This window comes from Micromonospora sp. DT227, from assembly GCF_049841835.1.
In the GTDB taxonomy this organism is placed as follows: Bacteria; Actinomycetota; Actinomycetes; order Mycobacteriales; family Micromonosporaceae; genus Micromonospora.
Genome location: NZ_JBNCLA010000010.1, coordinates 164,101 through 179,870 on the forward strand (window position 1 = coordinate 164,101; position 15,770 = coordinate 179,870).

General features: G+C 74.8%; 17 protein-coding genes. 7 read left to right on the forward strand and 10 right to left on the reverse strand.

What is annotated here, in order from left to right; genetic code table 11:
* Nucleotide 1: 1 nt before the first annotated feature.
* From ACLQ2W_RS28175 to ACLQ2W_RS28195, 5 genes are all read right to left on the reverse strand, one after another.
* Nucleotides 2–673 carry a hypothetical protein gene (locus ACLQ2W_RS28175; RefSeq protein ID WP_425790159.1) on the reverse strand — a complete coding sequence of 224 codons (672 nt, stop codon included), beginning with the start codon at nucleotides 671–673 and terminating at the stop codon, nucleotides 2–4.
* Complete coding sequence (locus ACLQ2W_RS28180) at nucleotides 670–3,342, reverse strand: FtsK/SpoIIIE domain-containing protein (protein WP_425790161.1); 2,673 nt, start codon at nucleotides 3,340–3,342, stop codon at nucleotides 670–672. Before ACLQ2W_RS28180 ends, ACLQ2W_RS28175 begins: the two co-directional genes overlap by 4 nt.
* Nucleotides 3,335–4,213 carry a hypothetical protein gene (locus ACLQ2W_RS28185; RefSeq protein WP_425790163.1) on the reverse strand — a complete coding sequence of 293 codons (879 nt, stop codon included), beginning with the start codon at nucleotides 4,211–4,213 and terminating at the stop codon, nucleotides 3,335–3,337. Before ACLQ2W_RS28185 ends, ACLQ2W_RS28180 begins: the two co-directional genes overlap by 8 nt.
* Nucleotides 4,214–4,223: 10 nt before the next feature.
* Entirely contained in the window at nucleotides 4,224–4,484 is a 261-nt protein-coding gene (locus ACLQ2W_RS28190; protein WP_030504016.1) for a hypothetical protein, read from the reverse strand.
* Nucleotides 4,485–4,670: 186 nt separating this feature from the next.
* Nucleotides 4,671–5,048, reverse strand: coding sequence for a hypothetical protein (locus ACLQ2W_RS28195; protein ID WP_425790165.1), 378 nt, complete (start codon nucleotides 5,046–5,048; stop codon nucleotides 4,671–4,673).
* Nucleotides 5,049–5,161: 113 nt separating this feature from the next.
* Here ACLQ2W_RS28195 and ACLQ2W_RS28200 point away from each other — a divergent pair, with 113 nt between their 5' ends.
* From ACLQ2W_RS28200 to ACLQ2W_RS28210, 3 genes are read left to right on the forward strand one after another with little or no spacing between them, the layout of a single operon-like run.
* Nucleotides 5,162–7,714 (forward strand): ATP-dependent Clp protease ATP-binding subunit, encoded by a 2,553-nt coding sequence (locus ACLQ2W_RS28200; RefSeq protein ID WP_425790167.1) that lies wholly within the window; start codon nucleotides 5,162–5,164, stop codon nucleotides 7,712–7,714.
* 30 nt (nucleotides 7,715–7,744) lie between these two features.
* Nucleotides 7,745–7,918 (forward strand): hypothetical protein, encoded by a 174-nt coding sequence (locus ACLQ2W_RS28205; protein ID WP_281940697.1) that lies wholly within the window; start codon nucleotides 7,745–7,747, stop codon nucleotides 7,916–7,918.
* Entirely contained in the window at nucleotides 7,918–8,268 is a 351-nt protein-coding gene (locus tag ACLQ2W_RS28210) for a DUF3140 domain-containing protein (protein WP_281940699.1), read from the forward strand. The genes ACLQ2W_RS28205 and ACLQ2W_RS28210 overlap by 1 nt, the downstream gene beginning before the upstream one ends.
* Nucleotides 8,269–8,324: 56 nt before the next feature.
* Here ACLQ2W_RS28210 and ACLQ2W_RS28215 read toward each other — a convergent pair whose 3' ends face one another.
* From ACLQ2W_RS28215 to ACLQ2W_RS28225, 3 genes are read right to left on the reverse strand one after another with little or no spacing between them, the layout of a single operon-like run.
* On the reverse strand, nucleotides 8,325–8,561 hold the full coding sequence (locus ACLQ2W_RS28215) for a hypothetical protein (RefSeq protein ID WP_405094016.1): 237 nt from the start codon (nucleotides 8,559–8,561) through the stop codon (nucleotides 8,325–8,327).
* Nucleotides 8,562–8,581: 20 nt separating this feature from the next.
* Nucleotides 8,582–9,568 (reverse strand): LysR substrate-binding domain-containing protein, encoded by a 987-nt coding sequence (locus ACLQ2W_RS28220; protein WP_405094017.1) that lies wholly within the window; start codon nucleotides 9,566–9,568, stop codon nucleotides 8,582–8,584.
* Between the two features lie 49 nt (nucleotides 9,569–9,617).
* Nucleotides 9,618–10,235, reverse strand: a complete 618-nt coding sequence (locus ACLQ2W_RS28225) for a hemerythrin domain-containing protein (RefSeq protein ID WP_405094018.1) — start codon at nucleotides 10,233–10,235, stop codon at nucleotides 9,618–9,620.
* Nucleotides 10,236–10,367: 132 nt separating this feature from the next.
* Here ACLQ2W_RS28225 and ACLQ2W_RS28230 point away from each other — a divergent pair, with 132 nt between their 5' ends.
* Together ACLQ2W_RS28230 and ACLQ2W_RS28235 are read left to right on the forward strand one after the other, a co-directional pair.
* On the forward strand, nucleotides 10,368–11,687 hold the full coding sequence (locus tag ACLQ2W_RS28230; protein ID WP_357303584.1) for a M20/M25/M40 family metallo-hydrolase: 1,320 nt from the start codon (nucleotides 10,368–10,370) through the stop codon (nucleotides 11,685–11,687).
* A gap of 61 nt (nucleotides 11,688–11,748) precedes the next feature.
* Nucleotides 11,749–12,402 carry a hypothetical protein gene (locus ACLQ2W_RS28235; protein ID WP_405094020.1) on the forward strand — a complete coding sequence of 218 codons (654 nt, stop codon included), beginning with the start codon at nucleotides 11,749–11,751 and terminating at the stop codon, nucleotides 12,400–12,402.
* 54 nt (nucleotides 12,403–12,456) lie between these two features.
* On the opposite strand, the gene ACLQ2W_RS28240 is transcribed toward ACLQ2W_RS28235, so the two are convergent.
* Complete coding sequence (locus ACLQ2W_RS28240; RefSeq protein WP_107155556.1) at nucleotides 12,457–12,648, reverse strand: DUF5703 family protein; 192 nt, start codon at nucleotides 12,646–12,648, stop codon at nucleotides 12,457–12,459.
* A gap of 80 nt (nucleotides 12,649–12,728) precedes the next feature.
* Nucleotides 12,729–13,700, reverse strand: coding sequence for an aldo/keto reductase (locus ACLQ2W_RS28245; protein WP_107155557.1), 972 nt, complete (start codon nucleotides 13,698–13,700; stop codon nucleotides 12,729–12,731).
* 162 nt (nucleotides 13,701–13,862) lie between these two features.
* On the opposite strand from ACLQ2W_RS28245, the gene ACLQ2W_RS28250 reads away from it, so the two are divergent.
* Complete coding sequence (locus tag ACLQ2W_RS28250; RefSeq protein WP_425790172.1) at nucleotides 13,863–14,915, forward strand: LLM class F420-dependent oxidoreductase; 1,053 nt, start codon at nucleotides 13,863–13,865, stop codon at nucleotides 14,913–14,915.
* Nucleotides 14,912–15,748: an undecaprenyl-diphosphate phosphatase gene (locus tag ACLQ2W_RS28255; RefSeq protein WP_425790174.1), complete on the forward strand. Its 837-nt coding sequence runs from the start codon at nucleotides 14,912–14,914 to the stop codon at nucleotides 15,746–15,748. Before ACLQ2W_RS28250 ends, ACLQ2W_RS28255 begins: the two co-directional genes overlap by 4 nt.
* The last annotated feature ends 22 nt before the right edge of the window (nucleotides 15,749–15,770 follow it).

Genomic DNA, 15,770 nt, shown 5'->3' on the forward strand with positions numbered 1-15,770 from the left:
GTCAGCGGGTGTAGGTGACCGTCAGCAGGAGCAGCGTGGTGGCCAGGCCGCTGGCGGCCACCAGGATCATCGGGCGGGGGGTCAGCACCGCGTGCCGGCGGTCGGCCAGCAGGCGGGCCGGCGCCAGCCCCACCAGCGGGCCGAGCAGCGTCACCACCAACGCCAGCACCGGCAGGCCGACCGCCAGGTCACCGCCCGAGCCGGCGCCCAGCGCCCGCGCCCCGGTCCCCAGCAGGAACGCCACCAGCGCGCCGCCGACCCCGCACGCGATCAGCAGCGGGTTCACCGAGCCGGGCAACTCGCCCGGCGTCCCGGTGCGGTCCAGCAGCTCCCGTACGCCGCGCAGCAGCGGCACCGGGTCACCGGCGGCGTCCCGTACCGGGCCGGGCGGGTCGCCCAGCCGCCGCGTGCCGCCGCCGAGCCGGGCCCGTAGCTGCGCCCACAGGTGGGTCACCTCGCCGTCCACCCGGTCCACCATCCGCTGGGCGTCGGCCAGCTCCGCCTCGGCGAGCCGGACCTGCTCGGCCGCCTCGGCCACCGCCCGCTCGGCGGCGGCGACCTGTTGGGCGTACCAGGTGTGCGCCTCGGCCCGCTGGGCGGCCACCCGGGCGGTCAACTCGGCGAGTCGGCGGATCTGGGCAGGGTACGTCTCACTGGAGACCGGTTCGTTCATCGGGAGGGACCATAAGGGATGATCACCTGTCCGGTGCGGTGCACCGCGCGGTCGAAGTAGAGACCGCGCCACGGTCGGGGATACCAGTCCGGCCCGCCGCTGCCCGGGTAGAGCGACGAGCCCAGCTCGCCGCCCTGCACGTCGAGCGCCACCCACGCGCCGATCTGGTCCGTGCGCGCGCCGGCGCCGCCCAGGTCGGCCCGCATCCGGGCCACGCCGCGCCACCAGGCCAGCACGTGGGTCCGCCGCTCCGGCCCGTCGTGCAGGATGCGGCGCAGCTGCTCCAGCCCGGTCCGGGCGCCGGCCTTGCCGGCCAGCGCGCCGGCCGCCGCGTCCACCGCGTACAGCAGCAGGAAGTGCGGGGTACGCGGGGTGCCCGGCGCGCCCAGCCCGTCACCCACCTCGGCCATCAGCTCGGCGACCGTCTCCTCGTCGTACCAGGAGGCGTCGCCGGCCAGGTCCTCGTAGAGCGCGCGGGCGGCCGGGTCGGCGTCCGGGTCGAGGCAGGCGATGGAGAACCGGGCGGCGCCGGGCGGGTGCTGCCGGGCCAACGAGCGGGCGGCGGCGTCGAGCACCGCGCACGCCTCGTCCACCCGGGTGCCCAGCACGGCCAGGTTACGGCCCGGCGCGCGGGGCAGCCGCAGCGCCGCCGAGCGCGACTGCACGTCGATGATCTCGCCGAGCAGCGCCACCGGACTGCGCGGCGCGCCCTGCTCCGGCGCGGTCAGGGCACGGAAGTCCGGCGCCTCGGCCAGCCGGGGGATCGCGTCGCCGTCGAAGAGCCGGGCCGGCGCGGCGTCCTGCGGGCGCATCCGCCACAGCCGGTGTTGCAGCTCGCTCCAGGTCTCCCAGTCGCTCGCCGACGGGATGCGGGCCACCTCGTTGCCCTCGGTCAGGCCGGACTCGGCGTTGACCACGGCGTGGTGTCGGGGCAGCGACTGCGCGGCGTCGTTGCGTTCGGCCAGGATGCGCAGCGCCTTCGGCAGCGCGATCCGGAGGGTGAACTGGGCGACCAGCGCGGGCCGGCCCCAGAGCGCCTCGATGCCGCGCACGTCCTGAGAGGCGAGCACCAGGTGGATGCCCTGCGAGCGACCCCGCCGGGCCAGGTCCTCCAGCAGGTCGGCGGCCTCCCGGGCGACCACGTCCCGGCCGGCGAGCAGCGCCTGGAACTCGTCGACCACCGCGACGATCCGCGGCCAGTGCCCGGTCGGGTCCACCGCCCGCAGCTCGGCCAGCTTGGTGACCTCGTGCTTCTTCGCCGCGTCGGCCCGCCGGCGCAGCTCCTCGGCGAGGAACCGCAGCAGCGCCAGGCCGAACTCCCGGTCGGTGTTGACGTTGATGCCGACCAGCCGCATGTGCGGCAGCCAGCTCGGGTCGCGCCGACCCTGGGCGAACCGGGCGAAGGACACCCCCTCCTTGAAGTCGAGCAGATAGAACTCCAGCTCGGCGGGGGAGTAGCGGGCGGCGAGCGCGCCGATCCACGCGAAGATCAGGTTCGTCTTGCCGGTGCCGGACGGGCCGCCGATCAACGCGTGCGGCGGGTAGTCGCCGAGCGTCAGCAGCACCGGCCGTCCGTGCGGGCCCTCGCCGATCGGCGCGGTGAGCCCGTGCGCCGAGTCCTCCCGCCAGTAGTCGTCCGGCGGGGGCAGCAGATCGGTGAACGGCGTCGGCGGCGGGCCGGCGGCGACCCGGGAGGCGACCGTCCGGCAGGTCTCGGTGACCAGCGTGGGCGGTGGCGGGGCGTCGAGCACCACCGGCAGCCCGGCGATGCGGGCGTCGTCCGGGTCCACCACGATCCGGGTGACGGTCGGGTCGTCGGGCAGGTCGATGCCGCGGACCACCAGGTGCACCCCGCACGCGGCCCCGGTACGGACCACCCGGTCGAGCTGGCCGCGCTCGTGCCGGGACAGCTCGTCGCCGCCGAGCAGCACCGCCACCCGCCACGGCTCCGGTCGCCGGCCGGTGGCGGCGGCCAGCTCCCGCAGGGACGCGTACTCGCCGGCCAGCACCGTGGCGTTGATCCGGCGGATCTGCTCCACCAGGTCGTCCAGCAGCCGGCCCAGCCCACCCGGGCCGACGAACGTGAGCAGGCCGGCGGTGCCCAGGGGCGCGAACCCGGCCAGGCCGCCGCCCAGGTGCTCCGGGTCGTACCCGTGCAGCCGGACCGCGCCCGGGTCGGCCCGGCCGACGGAGCGCAGCAGCAGCGCGGGCACCACCGCGGCGAGGCCGTCCCGGTCGCCGCCGGCCAGGTGCGCGTGCCCGGCGTCGAGCAGTGGGACCAGCGCCGGCACCGGTTCGGCGCCGGTGATGCGTACCGTGCCGATCCGGACCGCGCCCGGCGGCTCGGCCCGGCCGGCGGGGGTGACCGTCCACCGGTCCCAGGGCGCGGACGCCGCGCCGGGCGCCTCCCGCTGGGCCGCGGCGGCGGCGCGGCGTGCCAGCTCGGCCAGGCGGGCGGTGTGCCGGGCGTCGATCTCGGCGAGCCGCCGGTCGCGGGCCGCGCCGACCCGGCCGGGCACCGCCGCGGCGGCGCGCCGGGTGCGGGCCAGTCGTTCCCGGCCGGCGGCCAGCTCCGCCTCGGCGGCGGTGAGCCGGTTCCGGGTGGCGCCCAGGGCCTCGGAGAGCATGCCCCGGACCCGCGTCACCAGTTGGGCGCGGACGTCAGCCACGCGACGGCTCCCGTTCCTCGGTGTCCTTCGGCAGGTCCCGGCCGAGCCGGTCGAGCAGTACGCCGGTGAGCACCCCGGCGGTGACCGCCGGGTCGGCCGCGTGCGGCTGCTCCTGCCCGTCGTCGCGGCGCGGCGGGGGCATCCGGCAGATCCGGGTCAGCAGCGTGTCCAGCACCGCCGGCGGCAGCCCGGGCAGCAGGTCGTGGACCCGCCCGTCCAGCTCGCGGCGCAGCCGGGCCAGGTCGTCCGCGCGGGGCGGGTGGCCGAGCAGCTCGCCGGCCAGGTCGCGCAGCATCGGCGGGGCGATCGCGGCCAGCCCCAGCCCGACGTCGGCGTGGGCCCGCCGCAGTTCGGCGTGCAGCCGGTCCCGGTCGCCGGAGCGGATGCCGACCACCACCCGGCGCAGCAGCTCGTGGGCGTTCTCGACGCGCTCGTCCGGCTCGTCCGGCGCGCCCTCCCGCCCGCCGGTCAGCTCCGCCACCCGCACCGCCCACCAGCGGCGTACCGCCGGTTGCTCGCCCGGGTCGGGCGCCGGGCCGGGCGCGGGCGTCGCCTCGCCGCGTGGCGCGTCGTGCCGGGGCCGCCGCTCGCCCGACGTCGCGGCCGGCGCGCCGTCGGCGGCCAGCCCGATCGCGGCCAGGTACGCGCTGAGCTGCTCCTGGGCCACGCGCAGCGCGTAGCCGGCGGTCTCGGCGTGCTCGGTGGCGGCGGTCAGCTCCGGCACGCCCATCGGGTCGGCCGACTCCTGGCGCACCCAGCGCAGCCGTTCCTGCGCCTGGCCGAGCTTCTCCAGCGCGGCGGCGAGCTGCGCCAGCGGCAGCTCCTCGGCGGCGGCGCGGACCTGCGCGCCGATGTCCTCGACGATGGACACGGCCGGCCCTTCAGAGCGTCGCGACGTAGAGCTGTGCCTGCTCCACCGCCACCAGTGTCGCGGCGAGGCACTCCTCCAGCTCCTGGCTGGCCTGGGTCAGCGAGGCCTGGGCCGCCTCGACGGTCTCGTGGCCGCTGCCCTCCAGCGCGCCGGCCAGGGTCTGCTGCGCCTCGGCCAGCTTCTCGCCGGCCGCCTGCACCGCTGTCTGGCCGTCACCGATCTGCTGGAGAGCGACATCGATGGCGGCCTTCAGCTCGGCGACGCTCGCCACAAGGACCTCCTGGGGGCAGGGGAGATCTCCATTACAACCCATCCCATCCGGTGGGCGAACATCCACCCTCGCGCCGTTCCTGCCCGGGTGTCCGATTGCGGCCCTGACGTGCGGGAAGGCCGGGCAGGGGCCGGGTCGGCGGTCCCGCCGGCGGTCGGCCTGGTCCCGTTGACGGGACTCGGGGCGTCAGCGGCCCAGCCAGCGCGGGCCGCGTACCTCCGCCCCCAGCGCGCTGACCCGGGCCCGCAGCTCCCGGTCCGCGGTGACCACCACCCGCCGGCGCTGCGGCGCGGCGGCGACCAGCTCCACCACGGTGTCGTCGCCGGACCCGGCCGCGGACACCACGTCGACCCCGGGCGTCGGCGCCACGTGCCGGGCCGCGCCCTCCACCACCAGCACCACCTGCACCGGCGGCGGCAGCTCCGGCGGCACGCCGACGCCGGCCAGCGGGGCCAGCGCGTCGCGCAGCCGCACCGCCGCGCCGGCCCGGTCGCGCCACCAGCCGTCCGGCCGGGAGCCCACCACGTTCGCGCCGTCCACCACCAGCAGCGGTCTGCTCTCCATCCGCCCAGCCTGCCATCCGCGGGCGTTTGTCGCGCACACCGCCGGGTAGCCACCGCCGACCGTGCCGCGCGTGCCGCGTCCCGGTCGTGCCGACCGACTGCGGAGGACGAAACATGATGGGACCCGGCGACTTCGGCAACGACCCGTGGGACGAGTTCCTGGCCCGGTACTTCGGTCGGGGCGAGGGCGGTCGCCGGCCGGCCCACCGGGTGGACATCACCCGCCTGATGACCGCCGACGCCCGGGAGATGCTGGCCGACGCGGCCCGGCGGGCCGCCCAGAAGCACAGCAACGACCTGGACACCGACCACCTGCTCTGGGCCGCGTTGCAGCGTGAGCCGCTGCGGGACCTGGTCCGCCGCGCCGGCGCCGACCCGGACGCGCTGGTCAACGCGCTGGGCGGACGCGCCGAGGGGGGCGCGCCCGGCGGCGAGGTGCCACCGAACCTGTCGCTCACCCCGGCCGCGAAACGGGCGCTGCTCGACGCCCACCAGCTCTCCCGCGCGATGGGCGCCAACTACATCGGCCCCGAGCACATCCTGATGGCGCTGCCGCTCAACCCGGAGTCGCCGGCCGGCCGGATGCTGGCCGCCGGCCGGATCCAGCCGGAGTCGTTGCAGGCGGCCAGCGCCGAGCGCGGTGCCGCCGGCGGCCCGCGTCCGGACCGCGGCACGCCCACCCTCGACCAGTACGGGCAGGACCTCACCGAGCTGGCCCGGCTGGACCAGATCGACCCGGTGATCGGCCGCGCCGACGAGATCGAGCAGGCGGTGGAGATCCTGTCCCGGCGCACCAAGAACAACCCGGTGCTGATCGGTGAGGCCGGCGTCGGCAAGACCGCCATCGTGGAGGGCCTCGCGGAGCGGATCTGCGACGGCGACGTGCCGCAGACCCTGATCGGCAAGCGGGTCATCCAGCTCGACCTCTCCGGCCTGGTCGCCGGCACCCGCTACCGGGGCGACTTCGAGGAACGCCTGAAGAAGGTGATCGACGAGATCCGGGCCCACCGCGAGGAACTGATCATCTTCCTGGACGAGATCCACACGCTGGTCGGGGCCGGCGGCGCCGGCAGCGAGGGCGGGATGGACGCGTCCAACATGCTCAAGCCGGCGCTCGCCCGCGGCGAGCTGCGGGTGATCGGCGCGACCACGCTCGACGAGTACCGGCGCACCATCGAGAAGGACGCCGCCCTGGCCCGCCGCTTCCAGCCGGTGCTGGTGCCCGAGCCGGGCGTCGAGGACACCGTCGCCATCCTGCGCGGCCTGCGCGACCGCTACGAGGCGCACCACCAGGTCCGGTTCACCGACGAGGCGCTGGTCGCCGCCGCCGAGCTCTCCGACCGGTACGTCACCGACCGGTTCCTGCCGGACAAGGCGATCGACCTGATCGACCAGGCCGGCGCCCGGGTACGGCTGCGCACCCGCACCCCCGCCTCCGACGTCCGCGACCTGGAACAGCAGCTCGACGAGGTGCGCCGGGACAAGGAGCAGGCGGTCTCCGACGAGCAGTACGAACGGGCCTCCTCGCTGCGCGACAGGCTCGCCGAGCTGGAGGACCAGATCCGTCGCGCCCGCGGCGACGAGGGGCCCAACCACGTGCCGGAGGTCGGGCCGAAGGAGATCGCCGAGGTGGTGTCCCGCGCCACCGGCATCCCGGTCACCCAGCTCACCGAGGAGGAACGCGACCGGCTGCTGCGCCTGGAGGGGCACCTGCACCAGAAGGTGATCGGGCAGGACGACGCGGTCGGCGCGGTCGCCGAGGCGGTCCGGCGCTCGCGTACCGGCCTGGCCGACCCGAACCGGCCGATGGGCAGCTTCCTGTTCCTCGGCCCCACCGGTGTCGGCAAGACCGAGCTGGCCCGCGCGCTCGCCGAGGCGCTGTTCGGCGAGGCGGACCGGATGGTCCGGGTGGACATGAGCGAGTTCCAGGAGCGGCACACCGTCAGCCGGCTGGTCGGCGCCCCGCCCGGCTACGTCGGCTACGAGGAGGCCGGCCAGCTCACCGAGGCGGTCCGCCGTCGCCCGTACGCGGTGGTGCTGCTCGACGAGATCGAGAAGGCGCACCCCGATGTGTTCAACATCCTGCTCCAGGTGCTCGACGACGGCCGGCTCACCGACAGCCAGGGCCGCACCGTGAACTTCAAGAACACCGTCCTGATCATGACCAGCAACCTCGGTTCCGAGCTGATCACCGGCACCCAGCGCACGGTCGGGTTCGCCACCGGCGAGCCGGGCGAGCAGGAGTCCACCGAGCTGCGGGACCGGCTGATGCGCCGGCTCCAGGAGAACTTCCGCCCGGAGTTCCTCAACCGGATCGACGAGGTGATCATCTTCCAGCGGCTGGAGGCCGAGCAGCTCCGGGAGATCACCGGCCTGCTGCTGGAGGAGACCCGCCGCCGGCTGCACGCCCAGGACATCCAGGTCGAGATCAGCACCGCCGGCGTCGACTGGCTCGCCGAGCACGGCTACCAGCCGGAGTTCGGGGCCCGTCCGCTGCGCCGGGTGATCCAGCGCGAACTCGACAACCGGCTGTCCCGGATGCTGCTGGAGAACGAGATCTCGCCGGGGCAGAAGGTCACCGTCGACGCCCGCGACGACCAGCTCGTCCTCGACGTGTCCGCCGGTGAGCGCGGCTACTCGGCCGCCACCACCTCCCATCCCCGGTGAGGGGACGGGCGCAAGGATCGGAGGGCGGACATGACCGAACCCGAGGAGACCCGGGAGGACGCCGCGGCCGGTGAACCGATCGAGGCGCCGCCGACGGCGAACCCGTCCCGGGTCCGGGTGCCACCGGAGGGACTGACCCCGCAGACACCGAGCGGCGAGGGCGAGCCGGAACCGTCCGGGCCGCCGCCGGGAGAGGAGGCGTGATGGTACGCGAGGCGCGACTCGACCCCGAGGTCGAGATCATCTGGGACGACTTCCACGCCGAGGTGAACGTTCCCTCCGAACAGCTACGGCAGTGGCTGTTGACCCGCGGGTCGGGGGAGGAGGCGTTCGGCCCGGACCCCGACCTGGACCTGCCCGAACCCGGCCGGCAGATCCTCGCCGTGCTGCGCAAGCGCAAGGTGGACCTGACCCCGGAGGACATCGAGGTGATGCGCGAGGCGATCACCCGGATCCGGGAACTCGCCGCCGACCGGCCGGACCGGGGCGCCGCCGACGACGAGTGGCGGCACGCGCTGCTCGACCTCGGCCACGACGTGCTGGTGGAACGCTGACCCGTCGCCGGATGCCCGGGCGGACACCCCGCCCGCCCGGGCCGACCGGGTACGGCCTACTCGGACTCCATGCTGGGCAGTTCCAGGCCGGCGGCGTCGGCCGCGGCCTGCCGGTCCGTCCGCGCCCGCTCCTCCCGGCTGAGCAGGGTGGCGTACTCGGTGACGTCCGCCGGGTCCGGCACCTCGGGCAGCCGGCGCAGGAACGCCTCGACGTCGGCGGCGGCGGCGGTGTGCGCGGCAGCCGCCTGACGCAGCAGTTCCCGCTGGTCGGCGGCCGGATACAGATCAGTCATGCCGCCGGTGATACCCGCGTTCAGGCGGTTCGCACCCCACCGGTGCCGGTGGGCTGCACGCCGAAGTCCGGATGGCCCAACAGCCAGCCCAGATAGTCCGGATGGTTGGCCAACGCGTCGGTGTACGCCGCCACCGCCTGCTCCAGCACCGGCTCGGCCACCACCGCGGCCGGCGCCTCCGGATGCCAGCCGAACAGCAACCGCCAACGCAGCGGCACCCCGGCCAGCCGGCGGGTCACCAGCCCCGCCACCGGACGGAAGGTGGCCTGGCACAGCGCCACCGCGGTGCCCGCGTCCACCAGGTCCAGCGCGGCCCGCACGTCCGCCTCGTACACCTTGCGGGGGGTGAAGCCGGCGCGCGCGCACGCGGCGGCGAAGCAGTCGCCGAAGCAGCCGTCGCCCGGCGCGGCCACCCACTGCTCCCGGCGCAGGTCGAGCAGGTCGATCTCGTCGCGGGCGGCCAGCGGATGGGTCTGCGGCAGCAGCACGAAGACCGGGTCGACGGCCACCTCCCGCCAGCTCAACCCGAACACCGGCGACGGCGTGGCGTCCCCGCACACCCCGGCCAGGGCGAAGTCGAGCCGACCCCCGGCCACCAACTGGGCCAGCTCGTCCACCGACCACGACGCGTACGTGGAGATCTGCGCGTCGGAGCGCTCGGCGGCGAGCCGGTGCACCAGCCGGCCCAGGATCGGGCTGTTCACCCCGCCGAACCGGTAGCGGCGCAGCGGGTCGCCCGCGCCGGCCAGCCGGGCCGCCTCGTCCTGCAGGCCCTTCATCGCCGGCAGCAGCACCCGGGCCCGGTCCAGCACCAGCTCACCCAGCGCGGTGGGCCGGGCGCCCCGGCGGTCCCGTTCGAACAGCGGCCCGCCGAGGACCCGCTCGATCCGCTGGAGCTGGGCGGTCAGCGCCGGCTGGGCCAACCCGAGTAGGGACGCCGCCTTGGTGACGCTCCCCGTCTCGGCGATCGCGCAGACCACCCGCAGGTGTCGCAGCTCCAGATTCATACGGTGACGGTAGGACCACGAACGGGTGTCCGGGAAGGGGCGGATCGGCTCAGGCCTCCCGGCGGGGCTCCAGGTCGGCCAGGCGGGTCCGCCGTCCGCTGACCGCGTCGCGCACCTTGTCCAGCACCCCCACCGCCGGCTCGACGATCTTGTTCCACGGCGGCGTGGCCGGGGTGCCCGGGTGCGGCCGGGTGGGCGCCGCCTCCTCCGCGATCTCCCACCGGTTGCCCAACCGGATCAACTCGGCGTCGCTGGCCACCTCGCGCAGCGGCGTGACCAGCGCGGCCACCCGGCTGACGTGCCGGCGGACCCGCTCCGCCACGTCGGCCAGCGCCGCGTCGTCCGGACCGGACAGCCCTTTCAACGCGGTCAGCAGCGCGGCGTCCGCCTCGATCTCCCGGGTGACCAGCTCGGCGCTCTCCGGCACCGCGGCCCGGGCGGCGGGGAAGAGGTACTGCTCCTCGGCGGAGAGGTGCCGCGACACCGCGGCGGTCAGCACGTCCAGCACCCGAGCGCGGTCGGCCGGGTCCAGCCCGGCGTCGGTCACCCGGTCGGCCAGGTCGAGCAGCGTGCGGTGCTCGGCGTCCACGAGGTCGGCCAGGCTCCGCCCACCCGGCCGGTACCGGTCGTCGGCGGCGGGTGGGAGCGGCGGCAGGGGGACGGTCATGGTGCCCTCCTCGTGGGTGGCCGGAATCGTGGTGGCCGGAATCGATGTTCGGCGTTACCCTGCCGCGCGTCGGGCGAAACCGGGCCGCACCGCGCCGGCCGACGCGACCGGTCCGACTGGTATAAGGAAGCGATGACGACCTCCGCCTCACCCGAGCCCACCGACGAGGTCGTGGACCTCTGCCGGGACCTGCTGCGCATCGACACCACCAACACCGGGGACAACGACACCAGCGTGGGGGAGCGGCGCGCGGCGGAGTACGTCGCGGAGAAGCTCGCCGAGGTCGGCGTGGCCGCCGAGATCCACGAGTCGGCGCCCGGGCGGGCCAACCTGGTCGCCCGCATCCCCGGCACCGAGCCCGACCGGGACGCGCTGCTGGTGCACGGCCACCTCGACGTGGTGCCCGCCGACCCCGACGAGTGGTCGGTGCACCCGTTCTCCGGCGAGATCCGCGACGGCTACCTGTGGGGCCGCGGCGCGATCGACATGAAGGACTTCGACGCCATGGTGCTGGCCGTGGTGCGCGACTGGCAGCGCGCCGGCGTCCGGCCCCGCCGCGACATCGTGCTCGCCCTCACCGCCGACGAGGAGGCCGGCAGCGACTACGGCGCGCACTTCCTGGCCCAGCGCCACCGGGGCCTGTTCGACGGCTGCACCGAGGCGATCGGCGAGGTGGGCGGCTTCTCCTACTCGGTCGACGAGCAGCGCCGGCTCTACCTGATCGAGACCGCCGAGAAGGGCATCGACTGGCTGCGCCTGCACGCCCGGGGGCGGCCCGGCCACGGCTCGATGATGCACGACGACAACGCGGTGACCGCGCTCGCCGAGGCGGTCGCCCGGATCGGCCGGCACCGCTTCCCGGTGGTGATGACCGACACCGTACGCGCGTTCCTGGCCGAGGTCTCCGACGTGCTCGGCATCGAGATCGACCCGGACGACCCGGAGACCGCGATCGCCAAGCTCGGCCCGATCGCGAACATCATCGGCGCGACGATCCGCAACACCGCCAACCCGACCCGGCTGGCCGCCGGCTACAAGGACAACGTCATCCCCGGCCGGGCCACCGCCACCATCGACTGCCGCAGCCTGCCCGGGCAGAGCGAGGAGCTGGAACGGCAGTTGCGGGAGCTGGTCGGGCCGGACATCGCGATCGAGTACGTGCAGCGCCAGCCGGCCCTGGAGACCACGTTCGACGGGGACCTGGTGGCGCAGATGTCCGCCGCGCTGCGCGCCGAGGACCCGGGCGCGCACCCGGTGCCGTACATGCTCTCCGGCGGCACCGACGCCAAGGCGTTCTCCCAACTCGGCATCCGCTGCTTCGGGTTCGCGCCGCTGCGGCTGCCGGCCGACCTCAATTTCTCCGGCCTGTTCCACGGCATCGACGAGCGGGTTCCGCTGGACGGACTACAGTTCGGCGTGCGGGTTCTCGACCGCTTCCTCCGCAACTGCTGACCGCGCCCGCCGCGGCGCCGTCGGCGCGGAACCTGCCCCCATCGCGAAGGGACTGCCTCACATGACCGACCAGCACGGTGAGCTGGACGCCGCCCTCGAGCGGGTGATCGACGCGGCCCGCGCCCACCTGGCCGCCGTCCGGGCCGCCCAGGGCCGGATCGACGACGACGCCGTCTGGCAGGCGTACGTCGCGTTGAACAACGCCTCCTTCGCCTACGACGAGCGGTTGCTCGACGCGTTCGGCGAGGTGACGCCCTGGGACGTCGAGTCGATCGACCCGGACGAGGCCGACGAGCGCTTCGGCGCGGTCGAGGGCGGCGAGCCCACCGACCCGCACCCCCGGGTGATCTCGGTGCGGCAGCGCCGCGACTACCGGGTCCCCAGCGTCGCGGCGCTGCTCCGGGTCGCCGAGGCGGCCCGCCGGGAGGGCACCCCGGAGGAGGACGAGCCGGCGCCGGTCGAGGGCGTCGGCGAGGCGGTGCTGGAGCTGTTGCAGAGCGGCGACGGCTCGCTGTCCGCGCTCGACGTGCCGGAACTGGAGCCGCTCGACGGCGTGGTCATGGTCAGCGAGGTCGGCACCCCGGTCGACCTGGAGTCGTTCGACGACGACGACCCGGTCGGCCCGTTCCAGCCGGCCGTCGACGACCGGCTGGTCGGCCGGCTCGACGAGCACCCGTTCCTGGAGGTCGACGAGGAGCACGACCACGCCCACTAGGCCGTGTTCGCCCCGGGGCCGCACCGCACGGCGCGGCCTCGGGGGCGGCCCGGCTCAGTACGACAGGCCGGGCTGCGGCTTGTTCACCACCCGGCGTCGCAGCATCACCTGCCGGGTGCCGTCCCGGTAGAGCCGCACCCGGGCCAACTCCCAACCGGAGAACTCCGCCTGGATCGCCAGTTGCGCCGCGGCGGTCAACCGATCGACATTCGAAGGCAACCGCAGCGGCGCGTACTCGTAGTCCATGGCATCCATGCTGCCCAGCCCGGCGGCGCTCCGCCACCCCCGGACGGTGACCCCGGTCGCCCGCCGCCGCCGGCGACCGGTCAGCCGTCCCGCTCCGGATACCCGATCGGCACCGCGGAGACGTCGTCCAACGCCGTGACGATCTCGTCCGGCAGCGTCATCCGTTCCACCTGGAGCGCGCCGAGGAGCTGCCCGACCGTGCGCGCGCCGAGGATCGGCGCGGTCACGCCCGGCCGGTCCCGGATCCAGGCCAGCGCCACCTCCAGCGGCGACACGCCGAGCCCGCCGGCGGCGATCGCCACCGCCTCCACGATGCTGGAGCAGCGGGGTTCCAGGTACCTGCCGACGAACCGGTCGAAGTGCGGCGACACCGCCCGCGAGTCCGCCGGGCGGCCGTTGCGGTACTTGCCGGTGAGCACCCCCCGGCCCAGCGGCGACCAGGGCAGCACGCCCAGCCCCATCTCGGCGCAGGCCGGCAGCACCTCGCGCTCGATGCCGCGCTCCAGGAGCGAATACTCCACCTGGGCGGCGACCACCGGGGCGCGCCCCGGCCAGGCGGCCTGCCAGGCGGCGGCCCGGGCGGTCTGCCAGCCGGAGAAGTTCGACACACCGACGTACCGGGCCCGGCCGCTGGACACCGCGTGGTCCAGCGCGGCGAGCGTCTCCTCCAGGGGCGTGTCCGGGTCGTACCCGTGCGCCTGCCACAGGTCCACGTGGTCGGTGCCGAGCCGGCGCAGCGACGCGTCGAGCGTGCGCAGCAGGTGCCCGCGCGAGCCGTCCCGGCGTCGGCCGCTGCCCGGCCGCAGCCCCGCCTTGGTGGCGATGAGCAGCTCGTCGCGGTCCACCAGGCTGCCCAGCAGGGAGCCGATCACCGACTCGGCGTCGCCGTCGGCGAACACGTCGGCGGTGTCGACGAGGTTGCCACCCGCGTCGAGGTAGCTCTTCAGCTGGGCGGCCGCGTCGTCGGCGTCGGTGTCCCGTCCCCAGGTCATGGTGCCGAGCGCGAGCCGCGAAACCGCCAGCCCGCTTCGGCCGAGCGGTCGCTGTTGCATGCGTGAACCTTATTTCGAAGCCGGCGTCACGGATATCCTCGCCGCAGTCAACTTCCCGCGCGACCGCAGGCGGGTGTGACGTGTTCGGGCGAGCCGGTCGTCGGTGGCCCCACCGGCATTGCGTAACCTGATGCGACCTGTGGTGCGGACGGTGGGAGGATCATGCGACTCGGGCTCAGCCTCGGATACCAGACGGCGTGGAGCACGCCCGCCGACCACCTGGCGCTCGCCCAGGAGGCGGACCGCCTCGGCTACTCGGTGGTGTGGACCGCGGAGGCGTACGGCTCCGACTCGCCGAGCATGCTGGCCTGGATGGCCGGGCAGACGGAGCGGATCGACCTGGGCTCCGCGGTCATGCAGATCCCGGCCCGCACCCCGGCGATGACCGCGATGACCGCGACCACCATCGACGCGCTCTCCGGCGGCCGGTTCCGGCTCGGCCTGGGCGTCTCCGGCCCGCAGGTCTCCGAGGGCTGGCACGGCGTGCGGTTCGCCAAGCCGCTGGCCCGCACCCGGGAGTACGTCGACATCGTCAAGCTCGCGGTGGCCCGCAAGGAGGTCGCCTACGACGGCGAGCACTACACGCTGCCGCTGCCGGACGGCCCGGGCAAGGCGCTGCGGCTGGGCTTCCATCCGCCGCGCGCGCACATCCCGATCTACCTGGCCGCGGTCGGTCCGAAGAACCTGGAGCTGGCCGGCGAGATCGCCGACGGCTGGCTGGCCGTCTTCTACGCCCCGGAGTTCGCCGAGGAGCAGCTCGCCTCGGTCCGGGCCGGGCGGGCCGCCGCCGGCAAGGAGCTGGCCGGCTTCGACGTGGTGCCGTCCGTGCCGGTGGTGGTCGGCGACGACGTCGCCACCTGCGCCGAGCTGGTCCGCTGGTACGCCGCGCTCTACGTGGGCGGGATGGGCAGCCGGAAGCAGAACTTCTACAACCAGCTCGCCACCCGGATGGGCTACGGCGACGCGGCCCGCGAGGTGCAGGATCTCTACCTGGCCAAGCGGCAGCGCGACGCCGCCGCCGCGGTGCCGATGGAGTTCATCGACCGGACGTCGCTGCTCGGCCCGAAGGAGCGCATCGCCGAGCGGATGCGGGAGTACGCCGCCGCCGGCGTGACCACGCTGTCGGTGACGCTGTTCGTGGCCGACCGGGACAGCGGCGTGCAGACGCTGCGTACCGTCGCCGAGGCCCTCGACCTGTCCGGGGTCGGCGAGTGACCTGGATCGAGGCCATCGTCCTGGGCGTCGTCCAGGGGCTGACGGAGTTCCTGCCGGTGTCGTCCTCCGGCCACCTGCGGATCACCTCGGCGATCTTCTTCGGCCGCGACGCGGGCGCGTCGTTCACCGCGGTGACCCAGCTCGGCACCGAGGCCGCGGTGCTGATCTACTTCTTCAAGGACATCTGGCGGATCGTCCGGACCTGGTGCCTGGGCCTGGTGGACCGTTCGGTGCGCTCCAGCCTCGACTACCGGATGGGCTGGTACGTCATCGTCGGCACGATCCCGATCGGGATCCTCGGGCTGCTCTTCAAGGACCAGATCCGCACCGCCGGCCGCAACCTCTACCTCATCTCCTTCACGTTGATCTTCTTCGCCCTGGTGCTCGCGTTCGCCGAGTACTGGGGGCGGCAGACCCGCACGCTGGAGAACTTCCGGATGCGTGACGGCGTGGCGATGGGGCTGGGGCAGGCGATGGCGCTCATCCCCGGCGTCTCCCGGTCCGGTGGCACGCTGACCGTCGGCCTGTTCCTCAACCTCACCCGGGAGACCGCGGCCCGCTACTCGTTCCTGCTGGCCATTCCCGCCGTGGTGATCTCCGGCGTGTTCAGCCTGCCGGACGTCTTCGAGCCGTCCGCGCCGGGCACCGCCGCGCCGAGCGTGGCCCAGATGGTGGTGGCCACGCTGATCGCGTTCGCCATCGGGTACGCGGCCATCGCCTGGCTGCTGCGCTATGTCGCGCACCACACGCTCTACCTGTTCGTGATCTACCGGGTGGCGCTCGGCACGCTGGTGCTCTGCCTGCTGCTCACCGACACGATCAGCGCCACCTGATTCCGACGGACGCCGAAGGCCG

Bases quoted from the DNA above. Each gene is read 5' to 3' on its own strand.
- ACLQ2W_RS28175 (WP_425790159.1), bottom strand. From the start codon at position 673: ATGAACGAACCGGTCTCCAGTGAGACGTACCCTGCCCAGATCCGCCGA.
- ACLQ2W_RS28195 (WP_425790165.1), bottom strand. From the start codon at position 5,048: ATGGAGAGCAGACCGCTGCTGGTGGTGGACGGCGCGAACGTGGTGGGC.
- ACLQ2W_RS28200 (WP_425790167.1), top strand. From the start codon at position 5,162: ATGATGGGACCCGGCGACTTCGGCAACGACCCGTGGGACGAGTTCCTG.
- ACLQ2W_RS28205 (WP_281940697.1), top strand. From the start codon at position 7,745: ATGACCGAACCCGAGGAGACCCGGGAGGACGCCGCGGCCGGTGAACCG.
- ACLQ2W_RS28210 (WP_281940699.1), top strand. From the start codon at position 7,918: ATGGTACGCGAGGCGCGACTCGACCCCGAGGTCGAGATCATCTGGGAC.
- ACLQ2W_RS28215 (WP_405094016.1), bottom strand. From the start codon at position 8,561: ATGACTGATCTGTATCCGGCCGCCGACCAGCGGGAACTGCTGCGTCAG.
- ACLQ2W_RS28220 (WP_405094017.1), bottom strand. From the start codon at position 9,568: ATGAATCTGGAGCTGCGACACCTGCGGGTGGTCTGCGCGATCGCCGAG.
- ACLQ2W_RS28225 (WP_405094018.1), bottom strand. From the start codon at position 10,235: ATGACCGTCCCCCTGCCGCCGCTCCCACCCGCCGCCGACGACCGGTAC.
- ACLQ2W_RS28230 (WP_357303584.1), top strand. From the start codon at position 10,368: ATGACGACCTCCGCCTCACCCGAGCCCACCGACGAGGTCGTGGACCTC.
- ACLQ2W_RS28235 (WP_405094020.1), top strand. From the start codon at position 11,749: ATGACCGACCAGCACGGTGAGCTGGACGCCGCCCTCGAGCGGGTGATC.
- ACLQ2W_RS28240 (WP_107155556.1), bottom strand. From the start codon at position 12,648: ATGGACTACGAGTACGCGCCGCTGCGGTTGCCTTCGAATGTCGATCGG.
- ACLQ2W_RS28245 (WP_107155557.1), bottom strand. From the start codon at position 13,700: ATGCAACAGCGACCGCTCGGCCGAAGCGGGCTGGCGGTTTCGCGGCTC.
- ACLQ2W_RS28250 (WP_425790172.1), top strand. From the start codon at position 13,863: ATGCGACTCGGGCTCAGCCTCGGATACCAGACGGCGTGGAGCACGCCC.